25 protein-coding genes and 1 tRNA gene are annotated in these 25,330 nt (G+C 62.4%); 16 read left to right on the top strand and 10 right to left on the bottom strand.

The annotated features are described in order from the left end of the window. Window positions 1-55: 55 nt before the first annotated feature. The 8 genes from ACP7AL_RS05315 to ACP7AL_RS05280 all read left to right on the top strand — a co-directional run bounded on the left by ACP7AL_RS05315 (window position 56) and on the right by ACP7AL_RS05280 (window position 8,328). Window positions 56-1,204 carry a TRAP transporter substrate-binding protein gene (locus ACP7AL_RS05315; protein ID WP_425989580.1) on the top strand — a complete coding sequence of 383 codons (1,149 nt, stop codon included), beginning with the start codon at window positions 56-58 and terminating at the stop codon, window positions 1,202-1,204. 108 nt (window positions 1,205-1,312) lie between these two features. Next, window positions 1,313-1,981 carry a TRAP transporter small permease subunit gene (locus ACP7AL_RS05310; RefSeq protein WP_425989578.1) on the top strand — a complete coding sequence of 223 codons (669 nt, stop codon included), beginning with the start codon at window positions 1,313-1,315 and terminating at the stop codon, window positions 1,979-1,981. Then, a complete protein-coding gene (locus tag ACP7AL_RS05305) occupies window positions 1,978-3,840 on the top strand; it encodes a TRAP transporter large permease (RefSeq protein ID WP_425989576.1) in 1,863 nt (620 codons plus the stop codon). Before ACP7AL_RS05310 ends, ACP7AL_RS05305 begins: the two co-directional genes overlap by 4 nt. Window positions 3,841-3,930: 90 nt before the next feature. Beyond that, window positions 3,931-5,340, top strand: a complete 1,410-nt coding sequence (locus tag ACP7AL_RS05300; RefSeq protein WP_425989574.1) for an adenylate/guanylate cyclase domain-containing protein — start codon at window positions 3,931-3,933, stop codon at window positions 5,338-5,340. Window positions 5,341-5,569: 229 nt separating this feature from the next. Then, window positions 5,570-6,049, top strand: coding sequence for a TerB family tellurite resistance protein (locus ACP7AL_RS05295; RefSeq protein ID WP_425989572.1), 480 nt, complete (start codon window positions 5,570-5,572; stop codon window positions 6,047-6,049). Between the two features lie 70 nt (window positions 6,050-6,119). Then, window positions 6,120-6,896: an SDR family NAD(P)-dependent oxidoreductase gene (locus tag ACP7AL_RS05290; protein ID WP_006023409.1), complete on the top strand. Its 777-nt coding sequence runs from the start codon at window positions 6,120-6,122 to the stop codon at window positions 6,894-6,896. Between the two features lie 132 nt (window positions 6,897-7,028). Beyond that, on the top strand, window positions 7,029-7,817 hold the full coding sequence (locus ACP7AL_RS05285; RefSeq protein WP_006023410.1) for a glutamine amidotransferase: 789 nt from the start codon (window positions 7,029-7,031) through the stop codon (window positions 7,815-7,817). 1 nt (window position 7,818) lies between these two features. Beyond that, entirely contained in the window at window positions 7,819-8,328 is a 510-nt protein-coding gene (locus ACP7AL_RS05280) for a nuclear transport factor 2 family protein (protein ID WP_425989569.1), read from the top strand. 185 nt (window positions 8,329-8,513) lie between these two features. On the opposite strand, the gene ACP7AL_RS05275 is transcribed toward ACP7AL_RS05280, so the two are convergent. Together ACP7AL_RS05275 and ACP7AL_RS05270 are read right to left on the bottom strand one after the other, a co-directional pair. Beyond that, on the bottom strand, window positions 8,514-9,737 hold the full coding sequence (locus ACP7AL_RS05275; protein ID WP_425989567.1) for an alpha/beta fold hydrolase: 1,224 nt from the start codon (window positions 9,735-9,737) through the stop codon (window positions 8,514-8,516). 141 nt (window positions 9,738-9,878) lie between these two features. Then, window positions 9,879-9,954: transfer RNA gene (locus ACP7AL_RS05270), tRNA-Ala, on the bottom strand. 243 nt (window positions 9,955-10,197) lie between these two features. Between ACP7AL_RS05270 and ACP7AL_RS05265 the strand changes: the two genes are divergently transcribed. From ACP7AL_RS05265 to folD, 3 genes are read left to right on the top strand one after another with little or no spacing between them, the layout of a single operon-like run. After that, window positions 10,198-10,488, top strand: coding sequence for a YggT family protein (locus ACP7AL_RS05265; RefSeq protein WP_006023413.1), 291 nt, complete (start codon window positions 10,198-10,200; stop codon window positions 10,486-10,488). Between the two features lie 40 nt (window positions 10,489-10,528). Next, window positions 10,529-10,852: a DUF167 domain-containing protein gene (locus ACP7AL_RS05260; RefSeq protein WP_425989565.1), complete on the top strand. Its 324-nt coding sequence runs from the start codon at window positions 10,529-10,531 to the stop codon at window positions 10,850-10,852. 12 nt (window positions 10,853-10,864) lie between these two features. Further along, window positions 10,865-11,749 carry a bifunctional methylenetetrahydrofolate dehydrogenase/methenyltetrahydrofolate cyclohydrolase FolD gene (folD, locus tag ACP7AL_RS05255; protein WP_425989563.1) on the top strand — a complete coding sequence of 295 codons (885 nt, stop codon included), beginning with the start codon at window positions 10,865-10,867 and terminating at the stop codon, window positions 11,747-11,749. A gap of 190 nt (window positions 11,750-11,939) precedes the next feature. On the opposite strand, the gene ACP7AL_RS05250 is transcribed toward folD, so the two are convergent. The 3 genes from ACP7AL_RS05250 to ACP7AL_RS05240 form a co-directional block, all read right to left on the bottom strand. After that, entirely contained in the window at window positions 11,940-13,424 is a 1,485-nt protein-coding gene (locus tag ACP7AL_RS05250; protein ID WP_425989561.1) for a M20 family peptidase, read from the bottom strand. Between the two features lie 28 nt (window positions 13,425-13,452). After that, window positions 13,453-13,983 carry an inorganic diphosphatase gene (gene ppa / locus ACP7AL_RS05245; protein WP_006023418.1) on the bottom strand — a complete coding sequence of 177 codons (531 nt, stop codon included), beginning with the start codon at window positions 13,981-13,983 and terminating at the stop codon, window positions 13,453-13,455. 120 nt (window positions 13,984-14,103) lie between these two features. Further along, window positions 14,104-14,613 carry a GNAT family N-acetyltransferase gene (locus ACP7AL_RS05240; protein ID WP_041713123.1) on the bottom strand — a complete coding sequence of 170 codons (510 nt, stop codon included), beginning with the start codon at window positions 14,611-14,613 and terminating at the stop codon, window positions 14,104-14,106. Between the two features lie 168 nt (window positions 14,614-14,781). Here ACP7AL_RS05240 and ACP7AL_RS05235 point away from each other — a divergent pair, with 168 nt between their 5' ends. Then, window positions 14,782-15,708, top strand: a complete 927-nt coding sequence (locus ACP7AL_RS05235; protein WP_425989558.1) for an alpha/beta hydrolase family protein — start codon at window positions 14,782-14,784, stop codon at window positions 15,706-15,708. 17 nt (window positions 15,709-15,725) lie between these two features. Here ACP7AL_RS05235 and ACP7AL_RS05230 read toward each other — a convergent pair whose 3' ends face one another. The 3 genes from ACP7AL_RS05230 to ACP7AL_RS05220 form a co-directional block, all read right to left on the bottom strand. Then, the gene (locus ACP7AL_RS05230) at window positions 15,726-16,967 is read right to left on the bottom strand and encodes a flavin monoamine oxidase family protein (RefSeq protein WP_425989556.1); all 1,242 of its coding nucleotides are present in this window, start codon (window positions 16,965-16,967) and stop codon (window positions 15,726-15,728) included. Window positions 16,968-17,098: 131 nt separating this feature from the next. Next, entirely contained in the window at window positions 17,099-18,922 is a 1,824-nt protein-coding gene (typA, locus tag ACP7AL_RS05225; RefSeq protein WP_006023422.1) for a translational GTPase TypA, read from the bottom strand. 442 nt (window positions 18,923-19,364) lie between these two features. Then, window positions 19,365-20,117, bottom strand: a complete 753-nt coding sequence (locus ACP7AL_RS05220; protein WP_425989554.1) for a Crp/Fnr family transcriptional regulator — start codon at window positions 20,115-20,117, stop codon at window positions 19,365-19,367. Between the two features lie 176 nt (window positions 20,118-20,293). Here ACP7AL_RS05220 and ACP7AL_RS05215 point away from each other — a divergent pair, with 176 nt between their 5' ends. Further along, on the top strand, window positions 20,294-20,713 hold the full coding sequence (locus ACP7AL_RS05215; protein ID WP_425989552.1) for a response regulator: 420 nt from the start codon (window positions 20,294-20,296) through the stop codon (window positions 20,711-20,713). 6 nt (window positions 20,714-20,719) lie between these two features. On the opposite strand, the gene ACP7AL_RS05210 is transcribed toward ACP7AL_RS05215, so the two are convergent. Beyond that, window positions 20,720-22,135: a TAXI family TRAP transporter solute-binding subunit gene (locus ACP7AL_RS05210; RefSeq protein ID WP_425989550.1), complete on the bottom strand. Its 1,416-nt coding sequence runs from the start codon at window positions 22,133-22,135 to the stop codon at window positions 20,720-20,722. 193 nt (window positions 22,136-22,328) lie between these two features. Here ACP7AL_RS05210 and ACP7AL_RS05205 point away from each other — a divergent pair, with 193 nt between their 5' ends. Further along, complete coding sequence (locus ACP7AL_RS05205) at window positions 22,329-22,619, top strand: 4a-hydroxytetrahydrobiopterin dehydratase (protein WP_006023426.1); 291 nt, start codon at window positions 22,329-22,331, stop codon at window positions 22,617-22,619. Window positions 22,620-22,808: 189 nt separating this feature from the next. Next, entirely contained in the window at window positions 22,809-23,186 is a 378-nt protein-coding gene (locus tag ACP7AL_RS05200; protein WP_425989548.1) for a YkvA family protein, read from the top strand. 116 nt (window positions 23,187-23,302) lie between these two features. Here the strand turns inward: ACP7AL_RS05200 and ACP7AL_RS05195 are convergent, their stop codons facing one another. Beyond that, window positions 23,303-24,277, bottom strand: coding sequence for an NADPH:quinone oxidoreductase family protein (locus ACP7AL_RS05195; RefSeq protein WP_425989546.1), 975 nt, complete (start codon window positions 24,275-24,277; stop codon window positions 23,303-23,305). A 329-nt stretch (window positions 24,278-24,606) separates the two neighbouring features. On the opposite strand from ACP7AL_RS05195, the gene ACP7AL_RS05190 reads away from it, so the two are divergent. Further along, window positions 24,607-25,224: an invasion associated locus B family protein gene (locus ACP7AL_RS05190; protein WP_425990025.1), complete on the top strand. Its 618-nt coding sequence runs from the start codon at window positions 24,607-24,609 to the stop codon at window positions 25,222-25,224. Window positions 25,225-25,330 lie beyond the last annotated feature (106 nt).

The following is a 25,330-nucleotide window of genomic DNA, read 5'->3' as shown; positions in this document are numbered from 1 at the left end:
CCATCAATCAAAAAAGGCCGGTTCAAAAAGAACGGGCCTAGCAGGGGAGAACGCCATGACGAAACGACACAAGGACAAGACTTCCAGCGAGAAGACCTCCAGCCGCCGCAACTTCCTGAAGGTTGCCGCCGCAGGCGCAGCCGCTACGGTTGCGACGCCCGCTCTCGCGCAGACCGGGCCGACCAACATGCGCTTCCAGAGCACATGGCCGGCCAAGGACATCTTCCACGAATACGCGCAGGACTACGCCAAGAAGGTCAACGACATGACCGGCGGCGATCTCAAGATCGAAGTGCTGCCCGCGGGCGCAGTCGTTCCGGCCTTTCAGTTGCTCGAAGCCGTGTCCAAGGGCACGCTCGACGGTGGCCACGGCGTGCTCGCCTATCACTACGGCAAGCAGAACGCCTTGGCGCTCTGGGGTTCGGGTCCGGGCTATGCGATGGACGCCAACATGCTGCTCGCCTGGCACAAGTATGGCGGCGGCAAGCAGTTGCTCGAAAAGCTCTACAGTTCGATCGGCGCCAACGTCGTCTCGTTCCCGTACGGACCGATGCCGACCCAGCCGCTCGGCTGGTTCAAGAAGCCGGTGACCAAGGCCGACGACCTCAAGGGCGTCAAGTTCCGCACCGTCGGCATCTCGATTGACGTGTTCACCGGCATGGGCGCCGCGGTCAACGCGCTGCCCGGCGGCGAAATCGTTTCGGCGATGGATCGCGGCCTGCTCGATGCGGCGGAATTCAACAACGCCTCGTCGGACCGCGTGCTCGGCTTCCCGGACGTCTCGAAGGTCTGCATGCTGCAGAGCTATCACCAGAACGCCGAGCAGTTCGAGATCATGTTCAACAAGGACAAGTACAACGCGCTGCCGGCGAAGATCCGCGCGATCCTCGACAATGCCGCCGAAGCGGCCGGACAGGACATGGCCTGGAAGGCGATCGACCGCTACTCCAGGGACTACGAGGAGATGCAGTCGAAGGACAAGGTGAAGTTCTACAAGACACCGGATTCGGTTTTGCAGAAGCAGCTCGAAATCTTCGATCAGGTCGCCGAGAAAAAGTCGGCGGAAAACCCGCTGTTCAAGGAAATCGTTGAATCCCAGCTGGCGTTTGCCAAGCGCGCAACCCAGTGGGAGCAGGACACGGTCGTCAGCCGCCGTATGGCTTACAACCATTACTTCGGGCCGAACGCCAAGAAGAAGACCTGACGCAATAATCAGCACGAGCGAGGCATCATCCGGGATGGCAATCCCGGATGATGCTTTGTATCGTTTCAACCATTGCTCTGACCTTCATCATAACTCACGGCGACGCCCATGAATGCGCAGCGTGTTCTGCATAAAATTGACGGCATCAGTACTTGGACCGGCAAGGCCGCGGCCTGGCTGATTGTCGGACTGATGCTTCTTGTCTGTGCCGAAGTCTTCAAGCGCTACATTCTCAATATGCCGACGGCGTGGATCTTCGACGTTTCGAACATGCTGTACGGCACGCTGTTCATGATTGCCGGCGCCTACACGCTGGCGCAGAACGGCCACGTGCGCGGCGATTTTCTTTACAGCTCGATGAAGCCGCGCCGGCAGGCATCGCTCGATCTCGTCCTTTACATCGTGTTCTTCCTGCCCGGCATCGCGGCGCTGGTTTATGCGGGCTGGGACTACGCGTCCGACTCCTGGCGCATCAACGAACACTCCAACGTCACTGCCGACGGGCCTCCGGTCTGGCAGTTCAAGTTCATGATTCCGCTGGCGGGCGCGTTGCTGCTGCTGCAGGGCGCGGCCGAAATCATGCGCTGTGTCATCTGTCTGAAGACCGGCGAATGGCCGAGCCGTCTCAAGGACGTGTCCGAAATCGATGTCGTCGGCGAGCAGCTCGCCAACAGCGAATATGTCGACGAGGAGTCGCGGAAAATCGCGATCGAGAAGGCTCAGGACATTGAGGAAAGCGCGCGTCAGCGCGGCATGGGCGGAGACCTGTCGAAATGAGCGATCCCGCACTCGGTCTCCTGATGCTCGGCCTGATCGTGGTCGTCATCATCATGGGTTTCCCCACGGCCTTCACCCTGATGGGCCTCGGCATGTTCTTCGGCCTGTTCGCCTATCACCGGGCGGGCGAATCCTGGGCCGATAACCACATCTTCGACCTGATGGTCCAGCGCACCTACGGCGCGATGACCAACGACGTCCTGATCTCCATCCCGCTGTTCGTCCTCATGGGTTACGTGATGGAACGCGGCGCGCTGGTGGACAAGATGTTCTACTCGATCCAGCTCGCGTTCCGCCGCGTACCTGCCTCGCTCGCGGTGGCGACGCTGATCGTCTGCACGTTCTGGGGCATTGCCTCGGGTCTGGTCGGTGCGGTCGTGGTGCTGATGGGCGTCATCGCCTTCAATCCGATGCTGAAAGCCGGTTACGACGTGAAGCTTGCGTCCGGCGTTATCACGGCGGGCGGCACGCTCGGCATTCTGATTCCGCCGTCGGTCATGATCATCGTCTATGCCGCGGTCGCGGGCCAGTCGGTGGTCAAGCTCTATGCCGCGGCGATGTTTCCCGGCTTCTTCCTGGCGTTCCTGTATCTCGTCTACATCATCGGCTGGGCGCTGCTGAATCCGAAGATCGCGCCGAAGCTGCCGGAGGCGGAAACGCGCGTTCCGGTCCGGCCCTGGATCAGCGAGCTGCAAAAATCCTACTCGCACAAGATGTTGCCGGCGCTGCTGACCGCTGCCGTGTCCCCGGCAAGGGCGATGGCCATTACGGCGGATGGCGTGCGCGTCAGCTACAGCATGCTGCTGAGGAATCTCGGCTATGTGCTAGTGCCGCTGGTGCTCACGGCGGCGACGCTGTGGGCCGCATGGTGGTACGTCGTGATTCATCAGCAGCCGGATGCGCCCGCGCCATCGGCGGCGATCAGTCAGCAGCTTGGTTCGTCGGCGTCGTCCACCGCGGAGCCTGCGGAAGAAAAGTTGCAGGAGCTTGGCGGCGCGTCTTCGGACGAGCGGAAGAGCGAGCCGGAAGCCCTTCAGGAAATGGGCAATGCCGAATTGCGCGGCCAGGGCACTGCCGCGCCTGCGGAAGCCGGACCGCCGCAGGCGTTCTACACGTACTTCGCGTTCACTTGCGGCATCATGGGTCTGATCCTGCTCTACTACTACTGGACCATGGGGGCCGAGCAGTTCGAGGTTTTGCGGCTGCTGATCTCGTCGGTGATGCCGCTCGGCATTCTGACCGCGGTGGTGCTCGCCGTGATTCTGCTCGGCATCACCACGGCGACGGAATCCGCGGCGGTGGGCGCGGCGGGCGCGTTCCTGCTCGCGTTCCAGGCCCGCACGCTCGACTGGAAGCGCACCAAGGAAGCGGTGTTCCTGACCGCGAAAACCACCTCGATGGTGTGCTGGCTGTTCGTCGGCTCGGCGCTGTTCTCGGCGGTGTTCGCCATCCTCGGCGGTCAGGCGCTGCTCGAGAGCTGGGTTCTGTCGCTGAATCTGACACCGGTTCAGTTCATGATCCTGTCGCAGGCCATCATCTTCATCCTCGGCTGGCCGCTGGAATGGACCGAGATCATCGTGATCTTCGTGCCCATCTTCCTGCCGATGCTAAAGCACTTCGGGATCGATCCGATCCTCTGGGGCGTGCTGGTGTTCGTGAACCTGCAGGCGGCGTTCCTGTCGCCGCCGGTGGCGATGTCGGCGTTCTATCTGAAGGGCGTCGCGCCATCGCATGTAACGCTCAACCAGATCTTCGGCGGCATGATGCCCTACATGCTGATCGTCATCATCTGCATGGTGCTGATGTATCTGTGGCCGGGCCTGACCCTGTGGCTGCCGAACTATCTCTACGGGAGCTGACGCGAAAACGTGATCGGCCGGGGCAAGTCCCCGGCCAGTCCATCGCAGGCATTACTTGGATACCCGGCCGATCTGCCGTAAACTGCGGCCATGACCGACTTCAATTCTCTGTACGCGACCCTGAAGCAGACCGCCGATCCGAAGGTGGCGGATGCGATCCAGACGCTGGTCGAGACCGGCGCCGATCATGAGCTGAACCGGATCAATCTGATCGAATTCGCCGCCAGAACAGGCCTTGCCGAAGAAAAGGTGATCTCGGGGTTCCTCCACGCCTCGCAGATCGGCATCTTCGATCTGACCTGGAACGTGCTGTGCCCCGGATGCAGCGGTGTGCTCGGCGCGCATGACACCCTCAAGCAGCTTCAGCCCGAGGACTATCATTGCGGTCTGTGCGCCGCTGGCTATCAGGCGTCGATCGACGATCAGGTCGAGGTCGCATTCACGGTCAGCCCGCGGGTGCGCCGGATCGCGGCGCACGATCCGCACACGCTGCCGAGCTGGGATTACTGGCGGCAGATTTTCTGGAGTTCGGGGATCGACATCAACGAGGATTCGTTCGGCCGTCTTGTGAACGAGGCCACGCTGGAAGCGGTCGAACTCGCGCCGGGCGAGAAGGCCGTGCTGTCGCTGCAGTTGCCGGCGGAGTTCGTGATCGTGTTCGAGCCGGTGACCCATTCGGCGCTGTTCCTCGACGTCAAGGGCGAGCCGACAAAGGACAAGCAGAATGCGTCGCTGACATTCGACGGTGTGCACGCGCCGACCGGGACCGTGGAGATGCGTCCGGGGCCGTTGCGGCTGACGCTGGAAAACCAGTCCAGGAACCGCGTACTGCCTTCGGTGTGGGTCGCAGGCGAAGCGCTTCACGATCTGCTCGGCAAGCGCAAGCCGATCGTTACCGCGAAACGAATCCTGGCGAACCAGACCTTCCGCGATCTCTACAAGGCGGACAATCTCAGCATCGACCAGCGTCTCAAGATCACGTCGCTGACGTTCCTGTTCACCGATCTCAAGGGTTCGACCGCGCTCTATGAGCGGGTCGGCGATCTGGCAGCGTTCGATCTGGTGCGCGCGCATTTCCGCGCGCTGCTCGAGATCATTGCGTCCGAGGGAGGTGCGGTGGTGAAAACCATCGGTGATGCGGTGATGGCGACCTTCGTCCGCCCCGAGCAGGCGGTCGCGGCCGGCATCCGCATGCGCAAGGCCATGGATGAGCTGAACGAACAGCGCGGGACCAAGGATCTGCTGGTCAAGATCGGCATCCACGAAGGCGCGTGTCTGGCGGTGATGCTGAACGATCGTCAGGATTATTTCGGCCAGACAGTCAATATCGCGGCACGGGTGCAGGGTCAGGCGACCGAGCGGGCGATCAACGCCACCGGCCCGGTGGTAAAATCGGCCGCGGTCATGGAGCTGCTGGACAAGGCGGGACTTACCCCGGCGGAAAAGAGCGTCGAACTGCGCGGAATCGCCGACAAAGTGGTGATTTACGAGATTCCGTGACAGCTCTGTGTCAGAACCCGCCCGTTTCCGCGCAAGTCCCCACTTTGCGGGCAATTCGCGGTGAGCGCAGCCCGGGAACCCGGCCAAGATTGCCAGAGTTTCATTTTCAGGCCATAGAACCTGACGGTTTTGTGCCTTAAGTTTCATCCGGGCATGATCTCATCTGAAAACCGGTCCGGCTTTTTCGGGATCATGCTTTGATCAGGTCCCGTTTCGATAGCAGAGATTGATGCTCGACAAATTACGCCACTTCATTTCGGACGTCGTTTCCCCCGCCGGCCATGAGAACCGCACCTTCGCCGATAATGACTACCGTCTGGCGGCGACCGCGCTTCTGATCCACGTCATCTCCCTTGATGGCGAACCGTCGGAGACCGAGAAGCGGAAGCTTCATGCGCTGCTTGAATACCGGTTCGATCTCGATCCCGGAACGGCCGACAAGCTGATCGCCGATGCAACGCTGGTCGAAGGGGAGGCGGTTGACCTCTATCACTTCACCAGCATCATCATGCGTTCGGTCAACGAGGAAGGCCGGCTTCGCATCATCGAGATGATGTGGGAGCTTGTCTTTGCCGATGGCCACGTTACCGAATTCGAGGACAATATTGTCTGGCGCGCCGCCGACCTGCTCGGCATTTCCCAGCGTGAACGTCTTAATCTCAAGCATCGTGTCGCCGACAGCCGGCTTACGCCCGACGAAGCGACATAGAATTTTTTCTCCGCACGATTTTTCTTCGCACTCTTTCCTCGTTGAAACTCAAGACAACTGAAATGCATTCATGACCAAACGCGTCACGTTGATCACGGGTGCCTCGTCTGGTATCGGCGCAGAGTTGGCGCGCATCTTTGCGTCGAACGGCCATGACACCGTACTGGTCGCGCGCCGCGACGATCGTCTCAAGCTTCTCGCGGACGAGATCGCTGCTGCCGGACATCCGCGGCCGGCCCTCATCACCAGCGATCTTTGCGTGACGGGGGCCTGCGAGCAGATCGCGTCGCAGTTGAAGGCGATGGATGTCGAGGTCGACACCGTCGTCAACAATGCCGGTTACGGTTTGTTCGGCGAAGCCCTCGATCTCGACCGCGAGCAGCAGCTTGCAATGGTCGATCTGAATGTCCGCGTTCTGACCGACCTGACGCTGCGTTTTGCTGACAGCCTCGTTCGTCATCGCGGCGGCATTCTCAACGTCGCCTCGATCGCCTCGTTCCTGCCCGGCCCGCGAATGGCGGTCTATTATGCCACCAAGGCCTATGTCCTGTCGTTCACCGAGGCGATGCGCGGCGAGCTGGGCCCGAAGGGCGTCCGGGTCACGGCATTGTGTCCGGGGACCGTGCCGACTGAATTTCAGGGTGTGGCCGGTTTCAAGCCGGGGCTGGATTCGGCGGTCCTGAATGTTTCCGCCGCCGCGGTGGCCCGGGCCGGCTATCGCGGGCTGATGTCGAACAAGCGGCTGGTGCTTCCGGGCGTCGGGGTCCGGATGATCCCGTTCATGCTCCGTTTCGCGCCTCGCAGCCTGGTGCTGGCCTCGGTCGCGCGGGTGCAGCAGAAGCGCTGATCCACCCCAAATCCCCTGCGCAGGGCACATCCGCGAAATCCCGGCTCGACGGGGCCGCGGCAACACAATATTTTCAGTTTCGGCGTTCAATAGAGACGCTTGTCCTCCGCCGGGGATTGAAAAGACGAATCGATGCTACGGCTTGATGATGATCGACCAAGCGGTTTCGGCCTGACAACGTGCGGCCGGTTCACTGCGCTTCCGGTGCTCATCATTCTGCACGGGCCGATGTCCACTCCCGGACGGGTCGGCAACGCGCTGCGCGCCATGGGCCATCCCCTCGATGTCCGCCGCCCGGTTTTCGGCGATGCCTTGCCCGAAACTCTCGATCACTACGCCGGCGCGATCATGTTCGGCGGGCCGATGAGCGCCAACGACAACGAGGATTTCATCCGCCGCGAGATCGACTGGCTCGCGGTGCCGCTCAAAGAGAAGCGTCCGTATCTCGGAATTTGCCTTGGCGCGCAGATTCTCGCCAAGCATCTTGGCGCCAAGGTCGCGCCGCATCCCGAAGGCCGGGCCGAGGTCGGCTATTATCCGATCCGTCCGACCGCCGCTGGCCGGAAGATCTGCTCGCACTGGCCCGATCATGTCTATCAATGGCACCGTGAAGGCTTCGAGCTTCCCGCAGGCACCGAACTGCTGGCCGAGGGCGATGATTTTCCGGTGCAGGCTTATCGCACCGGACGATGCTTCGGCATTCAGTTTCATCCGGACGTGACCCACGCGATGCTGCATCGCTGGACGACGCGCGGACACGATCGCATGTCGCTTCCGGGAGCGCAGTCGCGCACCGAGCATTTCACCGGCCGTATGGTTCACGATCTTGCGGAGCGCGCGTGGCTGACGGCCTTCCTGGATGGCTGGCTGCACCGCCCGCCGCCTGTGCAATCGCCGATCGCGTCGCTCGCGGCCGAGTGACATGGATCACGACAGCTTCGCGCGGCTGCTGAACGATTTCACGCTGTCAGCGGAATCCGGCGACGGCGCTCGTTTCGCCGCGCATTTCACCGAAGACGCTGTCTACCACGACTACATTTACGGCGCGCACAAAGGCCGCGCCGAGATCGCACACATGATGGAGCATCTGTTCCACCGCGATGCAGGCGACGACTATCGCTGGGAAATGTTCGATCCGGTCTGTCACGGCGACATGGGCTACGCGTGGTCGCTGTCGAGTTTCACCTCAACCGTGCCGAAGTTCGCCGGCCAGTTCGTGGTGATCGACGGCATGAGCCGGTTCATTGTGCGCGACGGCTTGATCGCGGAATACCGCGAGTCGGTGAACGGCGGCGTCGCCATGGCCCAGCTCGGCGTCGAGCCGGAGCGGATGGTGAAAATCCTCAAGCGCTGGTCCGGCTGGCTCAGGGAGCGGCCGGAAACCGTCGATTACCTGTCGCGGTCGCGGCGCGCGAAGGTGCCGTCGAAATAGCTCCTCACGATTGGTTCATTACAGCTCAGCAGTTACCCCACCCGGCTGACCCAAGGTCAGCCACCCTCCCCATCGAGGGGAGGGATGGTGCACGCTGTCGGCGCAGAGTGTCTTTTTCTCACTCCCCCTTCGGCGCATAGCGCCGGGGTGGAGGTTACTTCGATATAGATCGACGTGACGTGGCTTTACTCCACCGCGCTTGTCACGATCTTGATCTCGGACGTCAGCGTCCGGTGCACCGGACACTTGTCCGCGATTTCCATCAGCTTCTTGCGCTGCTCGGCGTCGAGATTGCCTTCCATCGCAATGGTCCGGTCGATCTTGCTGATCATGCCTTCCTTGGTTTCGCACTCCTCGCAGTCCTGGGCGTGGATGCGGCTGTGCTTTAGTGTCACGGTGGTGCGCGTAAGCGGAATCGATTTGCGCTCGGCATAAAGCCGCATCGTCATTGATGTGCAGGCGCCAAGAGCCCCGAGCAGGAAGTCGTAAGGGCCGGGGCCGCTGTCCATGCCGCCCACATCCAGAGGCTCGTCCGCGAGTACGCGGTGCCTGCCGGCCGCAATCACATTCTGAAGCTTGCCTGCGCCGGTTTCGCTGACCACGACGACGCCTGCGGGAGGATTTGCAGAGGCCGCCTCCGCCGGGGCGGCGGCGTCGAGATAGCGCGTCGCCCAGGCCGCGATCATGTCCGCGACATAGACCGCATCGCGCTTCTGCGACAGCAGATGATCCGCGCCGGGGAGCGAAATGAAACTCTTGGGATGTTTCGCCGCGACAAACAGATGGGTCGCGTTGTTGATGCCGACGGTGTCGTCGGTGGGCGAATGGAAGATCAGCAGCGGCTTGTGAAGTTTCGAGACGGTCTCTGTGAGCTTGTGCTCGGCGATATCATCGAGAAACTCGCGCTTGATGCGGAACGGCCGGCCTGCCAGCGAAACTTCGATCTCGCCCTTTTCGCGGATCTCCGGAATCTGATCCTTGAACCAGTGCGTGACATGCGAAGGGTCCGATGGCGCGGCAACGGTGGCGACGCATTTCGCCTCGGGGATCATCGACGTGGCGGCCAGTATAGCCGCGCCGCCGAGGCTGTGCCCGATCAGGATCGATGGCGCTTGCCGGGTCTTGCGCAGATGGTCCGCGGCCAGCACCAGATCGCCGATGTTCGACGAAAACGTCGTATTGGCGAATTCGCCCTCGCTGGCGCCGATCCCGGTGAAATCGAATCTGAGCGTGGCGATGCCGTGCTTCGCCAGCCCTTCGGCGATCCGCTTGGCCGCCAGCACGTTCTGGCCGCAGGTGAAGCAATGCGCGAACAGGGCATAGGCGACCGGCGCGCCGTCCGGCAGATCGAGGGAGGCGGCCAGCAACTGCCCGTCCGAGCCCGGAAACTGAAATTTTTCGGTTTTCATGTCGGCCCCATTCGTTGCGCGTGTTATCGGGGACACGCTTCATCTGAGGCGTAGTCTAACCCATTGGGCAGCAGGTTTGGGGCAGCAGGTTTGGGACAGCAGGTTTGAGGCGGCAGCTTTGGAATAACGGCTTGGGAATGTTGGTGGAGCCAGGCGGGATCGAACCGCCGACCTCGTCATTGCGAACGACGCGCTCTCCCAGCTGAGCTATGGCCCCTTGATCGGCCGGGCCGGTGACGGCGGCGGCGGACAAGAGCGGCCATTTACAATCCCGATCATGGCCAAGTCAAGAACGGCGAAAAGCGCTGTTTTCACGGGCTTTGGGCCGGAAACCTCCCTTGTTTGCGCCGCCGCGAACCGGTATTGAGGCGGAGGTCATTTCCAGCGAGCCGTATCCGACGTTTGCCCGGAAGGCGCTGCGGAATGAAGCAAACGCCGGATACGGGACATCAGCAACGCCATGCGCGCCATTCTCGACATCGTCATCATCGTTTTGGACCTGTACGTCTGGCTGCTGATCGCCTCGGCCATCCTGTCATGGCTGATCGCTTTCAATGTCGTGAACACCCGCAACCAGTTCGTCGCGTCGGTGGCGGAGTTCCTCTACAAGATCACCGAGCCGGTGCTGCGGCCGATCCGGAACATCATGCCGAATTTCGGCGGTCTCGATATTTCGCCGATCATCGTCATTCTCATCATCATGTTCATCCAGCGCGTGATTTCCTACTACATCTACCCGAACGTGATCTGACCGCGAGGCTGCCCCGTTCCATCTCTCGCATGAGCCTTCCTTGACTCTCCCTTGGCGTTTCTCGGTTCAAGGCGTCAGCATCTCATTGCGCGTCACCCCGCGCGGCGGACTGGACGCGATCGACGGCATTGAAACACTGGCCAATGGCCGCAGCGTTGTGAAAGTCCGGGTGCGCGCCATCGCCGAGGGCGGCGAAGCCAATCGCGGAGTGACCGAACTGCTCGCCAAGGCGCTTCATGTGCCGAAAAGCCATGTGCGTGTGCTGTCCGGCGTGACCTCGCGTCTCAAGCAGGTCGCGGTGGACGGCGATCCGAAAAAGCTGGGCGATGCCCTGCAGGTTCTGACGAAGACAACCGACTCCTGACGAAAGACACCGATGCCGGCCAAGATTATCGACGGAAAAGTCATCGCCGCAGACCTGCGTGCCCGTGTTGCGGACGAAGTAGGGCGCGTCAAACGCGATCATGGCCTCACACCGGGACTGGCCGTGGTTCTGGTCGGCAATGATCCCGCTTCCGAGGTCTATGTCCGCAACAAGGCCAAGCAGACCGAGGCCGCGGGCATGGCGTCGTTCGAACACAAGCTGCCGGCGGATACGCCGCAGAAGGATCTGCTGGCGCTGATCGCGAAGCTCAACGCAGACCCGGCCGTTCACGGCATTCTGGTGCAGCTTCCGCTGCCGAAGGGCCTCGATACGCAGACGGTGATTAACGCCATCGATCCGGCGAAGGATGTCGACGGCCTGCACCCGATCAATGCCGGGCGGCTGGCCAACGGTTTGCCCGCGCTGACGCCGTGCACGCCGCTCGGCTGCATCATTCTCGCCAAGACGGTTCATGCGTCGCTGCAAGGCATGAACGCCGTCATCATCGGGCGCTCGAATCTGGTGGGCCGTCCGCTGGTGCAGTTATTGCTCAACGAAAACGCCACGGTGACCATCGCGCATTCGCGCACGCGCGATCTCGCCGACATCTGCAAGCGCGCCGATCTGGTGCTCGCCGCGGTCGGACAGCCGGAGATGGTCAGGGGCAACTGGATCAAGCCGGGCGCAACGGTGATCGATGTCGGGATCAACCGCATTCCGGGCGCGGACGGCAAGAACAAGCTGGTCGGCGACGTCGCCTATCAGGAAGCGCTCGGTGTTGCCGGCGCGATCACGCCGGTGCCGGGCGGTGTCGGCCAGATGACGGTGGCGTGTCTGCTGGTGAACACGCTGCGCGCCGCCAGCGCGATCAAGGGTCTCAAGCCGCCGGCGGTTTAACGCGCGTCGTCATCCTGAGGTGCGAGCCATCTTCGGCGAGCCTCGAAGGATGACAACCGTGATTTCCGCCCATCCTTCGAGACGCCGCGCGAGTGCGCGGCTCCTCAGGATGACCGATTTCTTTGCACAAGGAAAAAGTTTTCTCGTCGTCCCGGCCCACGGGTCCGGCTTCGCCGGAACGGCGCTGAGACTACGGATTCGCGGTGTTCTGCATCAGCCGCCGGTAGAACCGGATCATGTCGGCGTAATTCTTCACACTGAGCCGCTCGTCGGTGCCATGAAAACGCTTCAGGTCCTCCGCTGTCGCGCGCACCGGCGAGAACCGGAAGATGCTGTCGGTGACGTCGAGATAGTTGCGCGAATCCGTCGCCGCGACCATCAGGCCCGGCACCACAAGGACATCAGGAAAGATTTCGCGGATCGTCCGGTTCACGGCCTGATAGCTCGGGCTGGCGGTGGATGTGACCGGCGGCGGGTTGGTGTTGCCGGGCTTCGGCGTCACCTTGACGCGATCGTCTGCGACGATCGATTTGACGTAGGCGATCACGCTCTCCTCGGTCTCGCCCGGCAGCAGCCGGAAATTCACCGTGGCCTCGGCGCGGCCCGGCAGTACGTTTTCCTTGTTGCCGGCATTGAAGATCGTGATCGCCGTGGTGGTGCGGATCGCGGCCGCGGTCTGCGCGGTCTTCTCCATCTGACGGCGCACGAGCGGTTCGAGCAGCCACAGATTCGACAGCGCGACGCGGCTGCCGAAATCCATTTCGGGTGCGGCGGTTTGCAGTGTCTCGCGCATCACGCCGCTGACGGCGGCAGGAAACGGTTTCCTCTCCAGCCGTGTCAGCGCCGCGCTCAGCTTGCCGATGGCGGTGTCGCGCGGCGGCAATGACGAATGGCCCGGCGTTGCGGTGGTGGACAGGTCGAGTGTGACGTAACCCTTTTCGGCGACGCCGATCAGCGCGACCGGCTTGTCGACGCCCTTGAGAATTCCCTCGGTGATCAGCAGGCCTTCATCGAAAACGAAATCGAGACGCACGCCGCGCGATTGCAGCAGCTTCGACATCGCCATTGCGCCGCGCTTGCCGGAGACTTCCTCGTCATGTCCGAACGCGAGATAGACCGTTCGCTTCGGGCGGAAGTTTTCCTTCGCCAGTTGCTCGACCGCCTCGAGCATCGAAAACAGGTTGCCCTTGTCGTCCCACGAGCCGCGGCCCCAGATGAAGCCGTCCTTGACCGCTCCGCTGAACGGCGGCACCTGCCAGTCGCCGTCTGTGCCGGGCGCGATCGGCACCACGTCCTGATGCGCCAGCAGCGCGATCGGCGCGGCCTTCGGATCGCTGCCTTCCCATGTGTAGAGCAGGCTGTAATTGGCGACGATCTCGCGTTTGGCGGCGGCATGAAACGCCGGAAAACTTGCGGCGATCAGATCATGCAGCGCGCGGAAAGCGTCCGCGCTTTGATCGGCATCGGTGACGCTGGCGATGGTCTGCAGCCGGACCGCCGCACCGAGCCGCTGCGCCGCCGCCTGCTCGTCGATGGTGACGGGCGCAACCGGACTGACCGCGATCTGCTGCGAGGATTTTCGCCAGGCGTTCGCAACCAGAACGGCTGCGAGAATGACGACGGCCGCGATCAAGAGGAGAATGATGTTGCGGAGGATTCTGATTGCACGGCGCATCGTTTGAATCCCCCGCTTTGTCTGGCTCTTACTTCTTCTTGGCGCGCTCGATGCCTTCGACGATCAGCTTGCGGGCGTCGTCCGCATTGCCCCAGCGCAGCACCTTGACCCACTTGTTGGGTTCGAGATCCTTGTAGTGTTCAAAGAAATGCTGGATTTGTTGCAGGGTGATGTCAGGCAGATCGCTGTAGTTCTGCACCTTGTCGTAGCGCTGGGTCAGCTTCGACGTCGGCACTGCGATGATTTTCTCGTCGCCGCCGGCCTCATCCTCCATGAACAGCACGCCGACCGGGCGCACCGCGATCACGGCACCCGGCACGATGGCGCGGGTGTTGGCGACCAGCACGTCGCACGGATCGCCATCGTCGGAGAGGGTGTGCGGGATGAACCCGTAATTCCCCGGATAGCGCATCGCCGTGTAAAGGAAGCGATCGACCACCAGCGTGCCGGCCTCCTTGTCCATCTCATACTTGATCGGCTCGCCGCCGACCGGCACTTCGATGATGACGTTGACTTCGTGGGGTGGGTTTTTACCGAGGGAAATCGCGTCGATACGCATGACAGGCCTTGGGTTGGATTCGGTCGAATTCGCTGGTTAGCCAATCGGGAGCGGGGCTGGAAGCCCGAAAAGACTAGCCAAAAGGATAAAAGGACTGGTCTCAGGACGTGGGGACGCGAATTACGCAGTCCAGGCAAACGCGACCTTGTCGAGCGACTTGCCGCCGAATCGCTCCGAGGAGCGCGCGACCATGCGGCCGCCGAGGGTGCGGTAGAATTCGACCGCCGGCTCGTTGTCCGAAAGCGCCCAGATCACCATGCTTTTCAGCCCGCTCTGGATCAGATCGCGCTTGGCGGCGGTGAACAGGCGGCGGCCGAAGCCGAGGCCCTGGAATTCCGGGCGCAGGTAAAGCTCGTAGATTTCGCCTTCGAAATGCAGGCTGCGGGCGCGGTTGCGGCCGTAATTGGCGTAGCCCGCGACCTTGTCGCCGAACGACAACACGCTGACGCGGCTGCCCTTTCGGATCGCGGAATCCCACCATTGCGGGCCGCGGCGGTTGATCAGCTTTTCGAGTTCGGCACCGGGGATGATTCCCTGGTAGGCCGCGCGCCACGCCTCATCGTGCGTCGCAGCGACTGCTGACGCATCGGAGGCCTTGGCTGGCCGGACTTCGATAAGGATCGTGCTCATGGTGCAATCAAAGCAACTCGCGGCCCCGCCTTCAAGGTCCATCGTTAATTATCGGTTAATATGTGAGCTTTTTGCATCAGGTCCAAGGCCGGGTTGTACCGAAAGAGGACAGGACGATGCGGTAAACCGCTTGGCTTGGCTGTCGGCGCCGGGCAATGATCGCCGCAGATGACAAAAAACGCATTGTTCAAGGTGGCCACCCTGCTTCTTGCGGTTGGTCTTTTGCCGCAAACACCCGTCTGGGGCGAGAATCAGCTGGGCGCGCGAGGCGGCGAAGCAGCGCCGAATCGGCGTCAGGAATGGCTGGTGCCGACGCAGGACCAGATCACACCTTCGCGAGCGGTTCTGTTTCGCCCCGCCGGCAAAGGCCCGTTTCGTCTCGCCGTGATCGCCCATGCCTCGACGCAAAACCGGCTGGCGCGTGCGCAGATGCCGCAGCCGGAATATCCGGCGCTGGCCGCGGCGCTGGTGGCGCGCGGCTTTGCCGTGCTGGTGCCGCAGCGGCTCGGTCACGGCAAGACCGGCGGCCCCTATCTCGAAGACCAGGAAGGCTGCGACAACGCCGAATATGCGATGTCCGCGCGCTCAACAGCCGAAGCGATCACAGCCGCGCTCAATTTCATGCGCACACAGGCGTTCATCCGCAAGGACGCGTCGGTGATCGTCGGGCATTCGGCGGGAGGCTGGGGCGCGCTGGCGCTGGCGGATCAGAGTCCGAAAAGCATTTCGTCGATCGTCGTGTTCGCGCCGGGGCGCGGCGGACGCAAGGATGATCGCGCGAACAACATCTGCGCGCCGGAGAAACTCATCGCCGCAGCGAAGGAATTCGGCGAGGACGCCAAAGTGCCGGTGACATGGCTGGTGGCGGAAAACGATTCGTATTTTCCGCCGGAGTTCTCAAAAAAATTGGCCGATGCCTTCATCGAGGCCGGTGACGACAAGGTGGATTTTCAGGTGCTGCCGCCGTTCGGCAAGGAAGGCCACTGGCTCGCGGAAGCGGGGGAGGAGGGGATGATTGAATCGATTCTCGCCAATGCCGCGGGGCTGAATTTGCCGGGGCCTGTCGTGCAGGGCTTGAGTGCGAAGAAGAAATAACGCGACGTCGCGACGCGTTAAGCCGCGCTCCTGCCCACCACCTCCCCTGCCGCCCGCACGCCGGTCTCCTGCGCGCCGTGGGCGGTGGTGAAGAAGTTCGGCGAGGTCGCTTCGCCCGCAAAGAACAGCCGGTCATCGACCGGGGCGGCGAGTACGGCGCGGTCGTCGGCATGTCCGGGGAGCGCGTGCGAATACGATCCGAGCGCGAACGGATCGTGCGCCCAGCGGGTTTCCGCGAGCGGCCTCAGCTTGCGGCGATAGTCCGATCCCAGCAGCATGACCAGTTCATCGATGGCTTGCGCCGCGAGCGCGCCGCCTCCGGCATCCTCAAGTCCGCGTGCGAACGCGCCGCCGAAAAATCCCGAGATGCAGGGCTGGCCCATCGGGCGCAGGTGATAGCTGCCGGTGCCGACACGATCGAGCGCGCCATAGAGATGCCCGTCGCTCGGCAGCGATTCAGGATCGTCCAGCGCCAGCATCACCTTGTCCGCGAGGCCGAGCGGCAGTCCGGCCGCAGCGCTCACCTTGCCCGGCAGCGGGGGATGAAAGCGGATCGATTCATTGGCGATCAGGTCGGTCGGTGCGGTGACGATCACCTTGCGGGCGGAGATCGTTCCCTGCGAGGTCTCGATCCTGATCCGCGCGCCGGAATGATCGATCAGCGTCACCTTCGTATTCAGCGCCACCGGGCACGGCGCGCCATAGGCCGCGATCAGCGCGCCATAGCCGCGCCGCACCCGCCAGTTGATGCCGGTGTCTTCATACGCATCGAAGTCATAGGTCGAGACGCGATCGAGCTCGGTGCCGTTGATGTAGGTGCTGATCGCATTGATCTGCGCGTTCCAGGGAATGCCAGGTTCGAGCCATTTGCTGGCCGGCGTATCGTCCGGCAGATCGGACGCCGCGCTGACACGGGCATCGAAGGCGTCCATCGCCGCGAGGAATTCCTCGCGGGCCTGCGGCGGAAAGCCGGCGTTGAGACTCTGCTCGCGCCAGCGCGGACGCGTCTCGTTGATCTCGAAGCCGAGATCGCGCGCGATCGCCACGAACGGATTCTTGTCGGCGGAATGCAGCCACTCGCAGCCGACATCGAACACGATGTCGCCGGGCAGGATCACGGTCTGGCTGCGGCCGCCGATGCGCTCGCGCGCTTCGAGAACGAGAACGGACAGCCCCGAATTTTCCAGCGTGCGCGCGGCAGCAAGGCCGGCCGCACCGGCGCCGATGATCGCAACATCGATGTCGGAGGGAAGGGGCATTCGAGACCCGGGTCCGGTATTCCTGGCGGGCCTGTCCCGGCCATTCATGACTTCAGTCTAACCGACCTATAAGACGACAATGCCCGGCACAAGGCCGGGCATCATCAAGATTTGGAAAGAGGCGGGCCGTCTTAGCCGACCAGCGCTTCCTTGGACTTCTCGGCGCGCTTGCGCTCGTTCGGATCGAGATGGCGCTTGCGCAGGCGGATCGACTTCGGCGTGATTTCGACCAGCTCGTCGTCCTCGATATAGGCCAGTGCCTTTTCCAGCGTCATGCGGATCGGGGGCGTCAGGCGCACCGCTTCGTCCTTCGAGGTGGTGCGGATGTTGGTGAGCTGCTTGCCCTTGAGCACGTTGATCTCGAGGTCGTTCTCGCGGGTGTGCTCGCCGACGATCATGCCGCGGTAAACGCGCCAGCCCGGCTCGATCATCATCGGGCCGCGGTCTTCCAGCTTGAACATCGCGTAGGCAACGGCTTCGCCCTGCTCGTTGGAGATCAGCACGCCATTGCGGCGGCCCTGGATTTCGCCCTTGTACGGCAGGTAGTCGTGGAACAGGCGGTTCATGATCGCCGTGCCGCGCGTGTCGGTCATCAGTTCACCCTGATAGCCGATCAGGCCGCGGGTCGGCGCGTAGAACACCAGACGCAGGCGGTTGCCGCCGGACGGGCGCATCTCGATCATCTCGGCCTTGCGCTCGCTCATCTTCTGAACGACCACGCCGGAGAATTCCTCGTCCACGTCGATGACGACTTCCTCGACAGGCTCCAGAATCTGGCCGTCCTCGTTCTTGGTCAGCACGACGCGCGGACGCGACACGGAGAGTTCAAAGCCTTCGCGGCGCATGTTCTCGATCAGGATCGCGAGCTGCAATTCGCCGCGGCCCGAGACTTCCATCGAATCCTTGTCGGCGGCTTCGACCACGCGCAGCGCGACATTGCCTTCGGCTTCGCGCAGCAAACGGTCGCGGATCAGGCGGCTGGTGACCTTGTCGCCTTCGGTGCCGGCGAGCGGCGAGTTGTTGACGATGAACGACATCGACACGGTCGGCGGATCGATCGGCTGCGCCTGGATCGGCGTCTCGACCGTGGGATCGCAGAACGTATCGGCGACGGTGCCTTTGGTCAGGCCCGCAATCGCAACGATGTCGCCGGCTTCGGCGAGTTCGACCGGCTGGCGCTCGAGACCGCGGAACGCGAGGATCTTGGTGATGCGGCCGGTTTCGACGACCTTGCCGTCACGCGACAGCACCTTCACCGACTGGTTCGGCTTCACCGAACCGGAGGCGACGCGGCCGGTGATGATGCGGCCGAGATAGGGGTTGGCTTCGAGGATGGTGCCGAGCAGGCGGAACGGACCTTCTTCCACCACCGGCGGCGCGACATGCTTGATGACGAGATCGAACAGCGGCTTCATGCCCTTGTCGTTCTCGGTCTCGCTGTTGCCCATCCAGCCGTTCTTGCCGGAGCCGTACAGGATCGGGAAGTCGAGCTGTTCGTCGGTGGCATCCAGCGCAGCGAACAGGTCGAACACTTCGTTGACGACTTCGGTGACGCGCGCGTCGGGGCGGTCCACCTTGTTGATCGCGACGATCGGCTTGAGGCCGAGCTTGAGCGCCTTGCCGACCACGAACTTGGTCTGCGGCATCGGGCCTTCGGCGGCGTCGACGAGAACGATCACGCCGTCGACCATCGACAGGATGCGCTCGACCTCACCGCCGAAGTCGGCGTGGCCCGGCGTGTCGACGATGTTGATGCGGGTGTCTTCCCACTCGACCGAAGTGCACTTGGCCAGAATGGTGATGCCGCGTTCGCGTTCGATATCGTTGCTATCCATCGCGCGCTCGACCTGCCGCTGGTTCTCGCGGTAGGTGCCGGATTGCTGGAGCAGCTTGTCGACGAGCGTGGTCTTGCCGTGGTCGACGTGGGCGATGATGGCGATGTTTCGCAAATTCATGTGTCTTAGGTCTTCCAGCTATGGGGCGCGGCGCCGCAAAGGCGGCTGAGTGCAGGTCCGATGTCGTCGTGCGCGCTCGTGGTGCGGATTTGACATTCGCGACCCGTCGTGCGGCGGGTTCGTTCGGCGAATGTCAAATCCAAAGCTCCACGAGCATGTTATTTTTGCCGGTGGTTCTTTGATTCTGACATTTGCAAGAGAGTCGAGGGAACGGGATGCAAATGTCAGAATCGAACCACCCGCCCAAAAAACGCGGTGCCCGGTTCAAAAGAACCGGGCACACGGGCACTCATTGCGGCGCAATATAGTCAGAATTCGCCGAAAAACAACGGCCCGAACGGCATTTTATCGGGCCATTTTGGGGTCAAGGTTGATGCCCCAAAGGGCCGCATCGGCCCTATCCAGCATTGTTACAGAGTGATGACGGGGCTCCATCGATCGGTCACGTCGCCTTCGCCTCGTCCGGATAGACCCCGCGCAGAACTTCCTCGAAATGAGCTTTGACGGCGTCGTTGCAAAGGCATGACCGGATCGCTAGCGCGTCCGGGTTGCGGACCAGGATGGCCCCGCGGCGGGTCTCCAGAATGCCTTCCGCCTTGAAGGCCTGGATGACACGGCTGGTGTAGCTTCGTCCCACCCCGAGCATGGTCGATAACTGCTCGTGGGTGAGGGGAACAAGGTCCTCGCCGGTCCGCTCCCGCGCCGACAGGATCCACTTCGCCGTGCGCTGCTCGATCGAATGGATCGCATTGCAGGCGGTGGACTGAAAGATCTGCGCCAGCATGCAGTCGGCGTAGCGCGCGAAAAGATAACGCAGCGTTGGGGATTGGGTCTTGGCAGCATCGAGCTTTGCGACGCGCAGCCGGACGAAGGGGCCGGCGACCTTGACCGTGATGCGCGTGTAGGCCGGCAGATAGCCCAGGCTGACAATGCCGCCGACCGCGCCTTCGCGTCCGACCAGAATGGTCTCGACATCGCGGCCGTCTTCATTCGCCACGAGGAACGACACGAGACTGGGACCGCATGGAAAATAGACGGTCTGGACGTCATCGCCCGGATTGTAGAGCAGGTCGTCCGCCTTGGCGTCCGCGGATTCCAGGAATGGTTCGATGAGCGCGAAATCTCCGGCGCTCAACCAACGAAGCAGATTGTTGAATGGGCGGCCGTCGCTGACCGCTGCCAGTTGTCGTGTCATGGTCTCCTCGCCGAGCGTCACCGTAGCGCAGGTTCCGGCGCGCTTGTGTTCAAAAGTGCACAGACGTAACGGGTGATTATGTGTTGGGTTCCATGCGGGAACAGGAATGTCGGCTTTCGAGCGCCATGACCGGGGTCCCAGCGGACGTATTTCAACCCCATCCTCGGACGTGACTCATGAACTCGATCGACCCCCCCGGGCCGGCGGCTGCAAGTCCTGCTGATCTGCCAAAATCCGATCTGCCAAGGGATGTTCTGCTGGTCGAAGACGATCCGCTGATCGCAATGGACTCCGCTGAAACCATCACCGGCTTTGGCGTGGCGTCGGTGCGGACCGCGCGCGACGTCGCCGGTGCCCTGAAGCTGATTGCCGAACGCGCGCCGGATTTTGCGCTGCTCGATGTCGGATTGAATCGAGAAAAGAGTTTTGCCGTCGCAGAACAGCTTAAACGGCAAATGATTCCGTTGGCATTCGTCACGGGATATTCCGGACCCGCCAGCATGCCGCCGATGTTCAAGCATTATCCGGTGCTCAGAAAGCCCTATCTGCGCGAAGATTTGCTGGCGATATTGCGCAGGTGGCGCGACCCGGTGTAGCGCCGTTCAGGCCACGTGGCTGCGCACCGGCGGCGCGGTGTTCGACGCCATGTCGAGCAGGAACGTCTTGCGGTCCGCCACTGCGTTGTGGAATTGCTCGAGCGCGATGCTGAACGCCGTCAGCGATCCTTCCTCGATCGCGCCGTCCTCGAAACAGTGCAGTGTCTCGCGCATGATCTCGTCGGCTTCGGCCTGCATGCTATCAAGCTCGTCGATCGACGTGGTCTTGCGCGCCGTCGTCAGCATTTCCAGCAACCGCTCGCGCAGGTTGGAATTGGTGACGCGCTCGTCCTTGCGCCAGTAGCTCGCGAACCACGCGCCGGCGGAGCCCAGCGCGGACAACGCCATCAGGCTGCCCCAGATGTAATCGCTGTATCTGTCGAGGAAGGTTTTTTCTTCGCCGTCGACATAGGCTGCTGCGCCGGGATGCGCGGGTATCGCGGCGTCCTTGTCGGTGTCGGGCGTTTCGAGTTTCGCCGTCTGCGGGAATTCACCCTGGATGGTCTGGCGGACCGAGAACAACTGGCGTGTCAGCGCGCCGGCCGTGGCTTCCGACAGGGATTTCCGCGCCACGATGTGATGCGCGAACGTGATGGTATCGATCTTGTCGTCGGGCCGCGCGGGCTTTGCGCCGAACGATCCGGCAGGAATTTCGCCCGACTCATAGACCGGATACTTCTGCGCAATTGCATCCGCCGTTTCCACCGACAGGAAGGTGGGCTCCTTGCCACCCTTCGTCGTTGCCGCAATTGCGTCGGCGGTGATCTTGCTGTTCAGCGGGCCGACGGCGAGAAACGCATCGAGCTTTTCATTCTTGATCGCGTCGGCAAAACCCGTCGTGGTGAACTGCACCACCTGGACCTTCTCGGGGTCGACGCCGGATTGCGTCAGGATCACCTTCAGCAGATTGACATTGGCCTGGGTGCGGCCGATGACGCCGATGCGCTTGCCGGCAAGCTGCTCGATCTTCTTGATGGCGCCCTTCTTGCTGCTTCCGTTCAGCGCCCACAACACCGCGAAGTTCTTGCGGATGCTGGCGATCGCCTGCGCATCTTTCGGCAGCTCGATATCGCCGCGAATGACGGCGAGGTCGGTCGTGCCCGCGTTCAGGCTCGCCGCACTCGAAGACGTGCCGTCGGTGATGATCGGGCGCAACCGGATATATTTCCGGTCCCGCGCAAAGATCTGTGAGAGCGACTGGATGACCTTGACGTCATCGCTGTACGGAGGCCCGACGGCGATCCGCAGATGAATGGGGCGATTGAGCCAGTAGGTCGTTCCGCCGACAGCGGCTACGATAGCGAGCACCGCAGCGACCACGATCAGCATGGCCTTCATCTTGTGCGGCCGGGGCGGCGTGGAGCCCGGCGACCGGGGTGCCTCCATAGCCATCGATCGGGTAAACATGTCGCTGAAGCCCATGGGTTACCGCGCCTCCAGGCGTCTGCCGCCATTATATCAGACTGCGGGCCTGTCCGCAGGTTCCATGTTCGGCATGGTTAGCGGCCCGAGAGCGGCTTTTCCGTGACCGGCGGACCCATTGTTGCGGGTATACGTTGGGTAGGCCGAGGCGGGTGCTTAAGGAACCGTAATATTCGGAAATGGGGAGGATCGCATGGTTGAACGGCTATCGGCAGAGGCGCGGCGGGCTGCGCTTGTGAAGCTCAAGGGCTGGTCGGATGTCTCCGGGCGCGATGCCATTGCGAAGACGTTCACATTCAGGGATTTCAACGAGGCTTTCGGGTTCATGACCCGCGCCGCGCTGGTGGCCGAAAAAAGCGACCACCATCCGGAATGGCGCAATGTCTACAAGACCGTTGAGGTGGTGCTCTCGACCCACGATGCGGGCGGCGTGACCGCGCGCGACATCGCGCTCGCGGAAGCGATGGACCGGATTGCGGGCTGAGCCGTCATTGCGGGCCAACGGGTCCGGCTTCGCCGGCCCGATGATAAACTCCGCGAAGCAATCCAGAGAACAAGCAAGAAAGCTGGATTGCTTCGTCGCAAGGGCTCCTCGCAATGACGTCTTGCAGGGGCGTATGCGGTTCTTATGTGATGCATGCGCGTTGCAGAGCGCAACCGTGAGGAACTGACCATGATCTCCGACAATACGGCGCATTTTGAACGGGCTGAAAAGCTCGCGAAAGATCCTGAGCGCGTGCGCCGGAATTTCTGGCTCAAGCTCAAGCGCGTTGCGACCAAATTGCCGTTCGCCGAGGATTTGCTCGCCGCCTATTACTGCGCGTTCGACCGCGAGACGCCGCGCCATGTGCAGGTCGCGCTGCTGGGCGCGATCGCGTATTTCGTGCTGCCGTTCGACTTCGTGCCCGACATGCTGCCGGTGCTCGGTTTTACCGACGATGCCGCGGTGCTGGCGACGACGATCCGGATGGTGACCAGCCACATCACGCCGGAACACCGCGAGGCCGCGCGCAAGGCGATGGCGCGCGGGCTGGACGACCAAGAAGCGTGATTTAATCGCGAGACGTCATTGCCGGGCTTGACCCGGCAATCCATCCTTTGAAAATTTTCAAGAAGAATGATGGATGCGCGGGTCAAGCCCGCGCATGACACCTCTTTGCGTTGAACCTACGGATGCAAAATCACCTTGCCCATGGCCTTGCGCTCGGCAAGCACCTTGAGCGCCTCGGTGGTCTTCTCCAGCGGGAAGGTGCTGTCGACGTGGGATGAAATCTTGCCCTCGGCCGCCCACGTCATCAGCTTCTCGAGCGCGGCGCGGCCCTGCTTCGGCTCGCGCTTCATGTGCGCGCCCCAGAACACGCCGCGAATGTCGCAGCCCTTGAGCAGCGCGAGATTGAGCGGAATCTTCGGAATGTCACCGGCGGCGAAACCGATCACCAGGAAACGGCCCTTCCAGCCGAGCGAGCGCACGCCGATTTCGGCATAGCTGCCGCCGACCGGATCGAACACGATGTCGATGCCCTTCTCGCCGCCGACCCGCTTGAGCGCTTCCTTCAGGTCTTCCTTGGCGTAGTTGATGGTGAGGTCGGCGCCATGCTTTTTCGTGAACTCGAGTTTCTCGTCGCTTGAGGCGCAGGCGATCACCTTCAGGCCCAGCACCTTGCCGAGTTCGCAGGCCGCAAGGCCGACGCCGCCCGCCGCGCCGAACACCACAAGGGTTTCGCCGGGCTTCGGATCGGCACGATCTTCCAGTGCATGAAGCGCGGTGCCATAGATCACGATGACGCCCGCGGCGCGGTCGAAGTCGAGATTGTCCGGAATCTTCACGCAGGCGCTTGCCGGCAAAGCGATCTTCTGGCGCGCGCCGTTATGTCCGCACGATGCAGCGATACGATCGCCGGCCTTGAGATCGGTGACGCCCGCGCCGACGCTCTCGACCACGCCGGCGATTTCCGCTGCCGGAGAAAACGGAAACGGCGGCTTGATCTGGTACTTGCCCTGAATCATCAGCAGGTCGAAGAAATTCAGCGCCGCTGCCTTGATCGCGATCACGACTTCGCCGGGACCCGCGACCGGATCGGGAATATCGCTCAGGACGAGATCGTCGGGGCCGCAGTATTCCGAACAGAGAATGGCTTTCATCGAGACACCTGAAGAGTTCGCAGGACGGGATCTTGCTCGACTTCTTGCCGGATTTGGCACGGCGCTACAATCGCAATTGCGGACTGGCGATGATGCTTGCGGGATGTAACTATGTTTGAAACACTGGGCTTTCGGAAAGACACCGCGGTCCGCCGCCATGCCGGTCTGTGGCTGGGATGCTCAGGGGCGGATGCGGCAAAGCGCAGCGGTGGCGGGTTAACTTTCCAACAAGCCGTTTGGGGTCTATTGCACGTCCCCGCGGAAGTGCGAGCCATCTTGCAGTCACAATATTGAAGGAACCAGTTTTGGTGATGTCCTTGCAGCGAGCGATGGTAATTCTGGTGGCGGCACTGCCGGTTGTCGGCTTTGCAAATTTTGCATCCGCCCAAACTCCGCAACCCAAAGCCGCCAAGCCCGCGCCGAAAGCGGCTGCGCCTGCGAAAGCTGCACCGAAGAGCGCCGCGCCCGCAAAACCCGCACCCGCCGCCGCCGGAAATGCCGAGCCGTCGCTGATCGGCCAGTTCGGCACCTGGGGCGCCTACACCGCGACACCGAACGGCAAGAAAGTGTGCTTCGCGCTTGCCAAGCCATCGTCGTCGAAAACCAATCCGCCGAACCGTCCGCGCGATGCGTCCTACGCATTCATCTCGACCCGCCCTGCCGAGAAGGTGTCGAACGAAGTGTCGATCATGATCGGCTATACGCTGAAGCCGGGCTCCGAAGGTTCGGTCGAAGTCGCCGGCTCGCGCTTTGCGATGTACTCTCAGGGCGACGGGCTCTGGATCAAGAATGCCGCCGAGGAAGACCGGCTGGTGGACGCCCTGCGCAAGGGCGCGGACGCCGTCGTCAAGGGTGTCTCCGCCAAGGGCACCGAGACCATCGACACGTTCCCGCTCAAGGGGTTGGCCCAGGCGCTGGACAAGCTGGCGCAGGAGTGCCGGCGGTAGCCCCGGCATACCGCAAAGACGGTCGCAATTGGCCGGTATTGCCTCTATATAGCGGGTCACGGGACCGCGGGTTCCGGTGCAAGCGGCCCCGTGCCGCGGCCATTTC

It is taken from the genome of Afipia sp. DC4300-2b1 (assembly GCF_049895725.1).
GTDB lineage: Bacteria > Pseudomonadota > Alphaproteobacteria > Rhizobiales > Xanthobacteraceae > Afipia > Afipia broomeae.
This window is presented reverse-complemented; position numbering and strand designations above follow the sequence as displayed.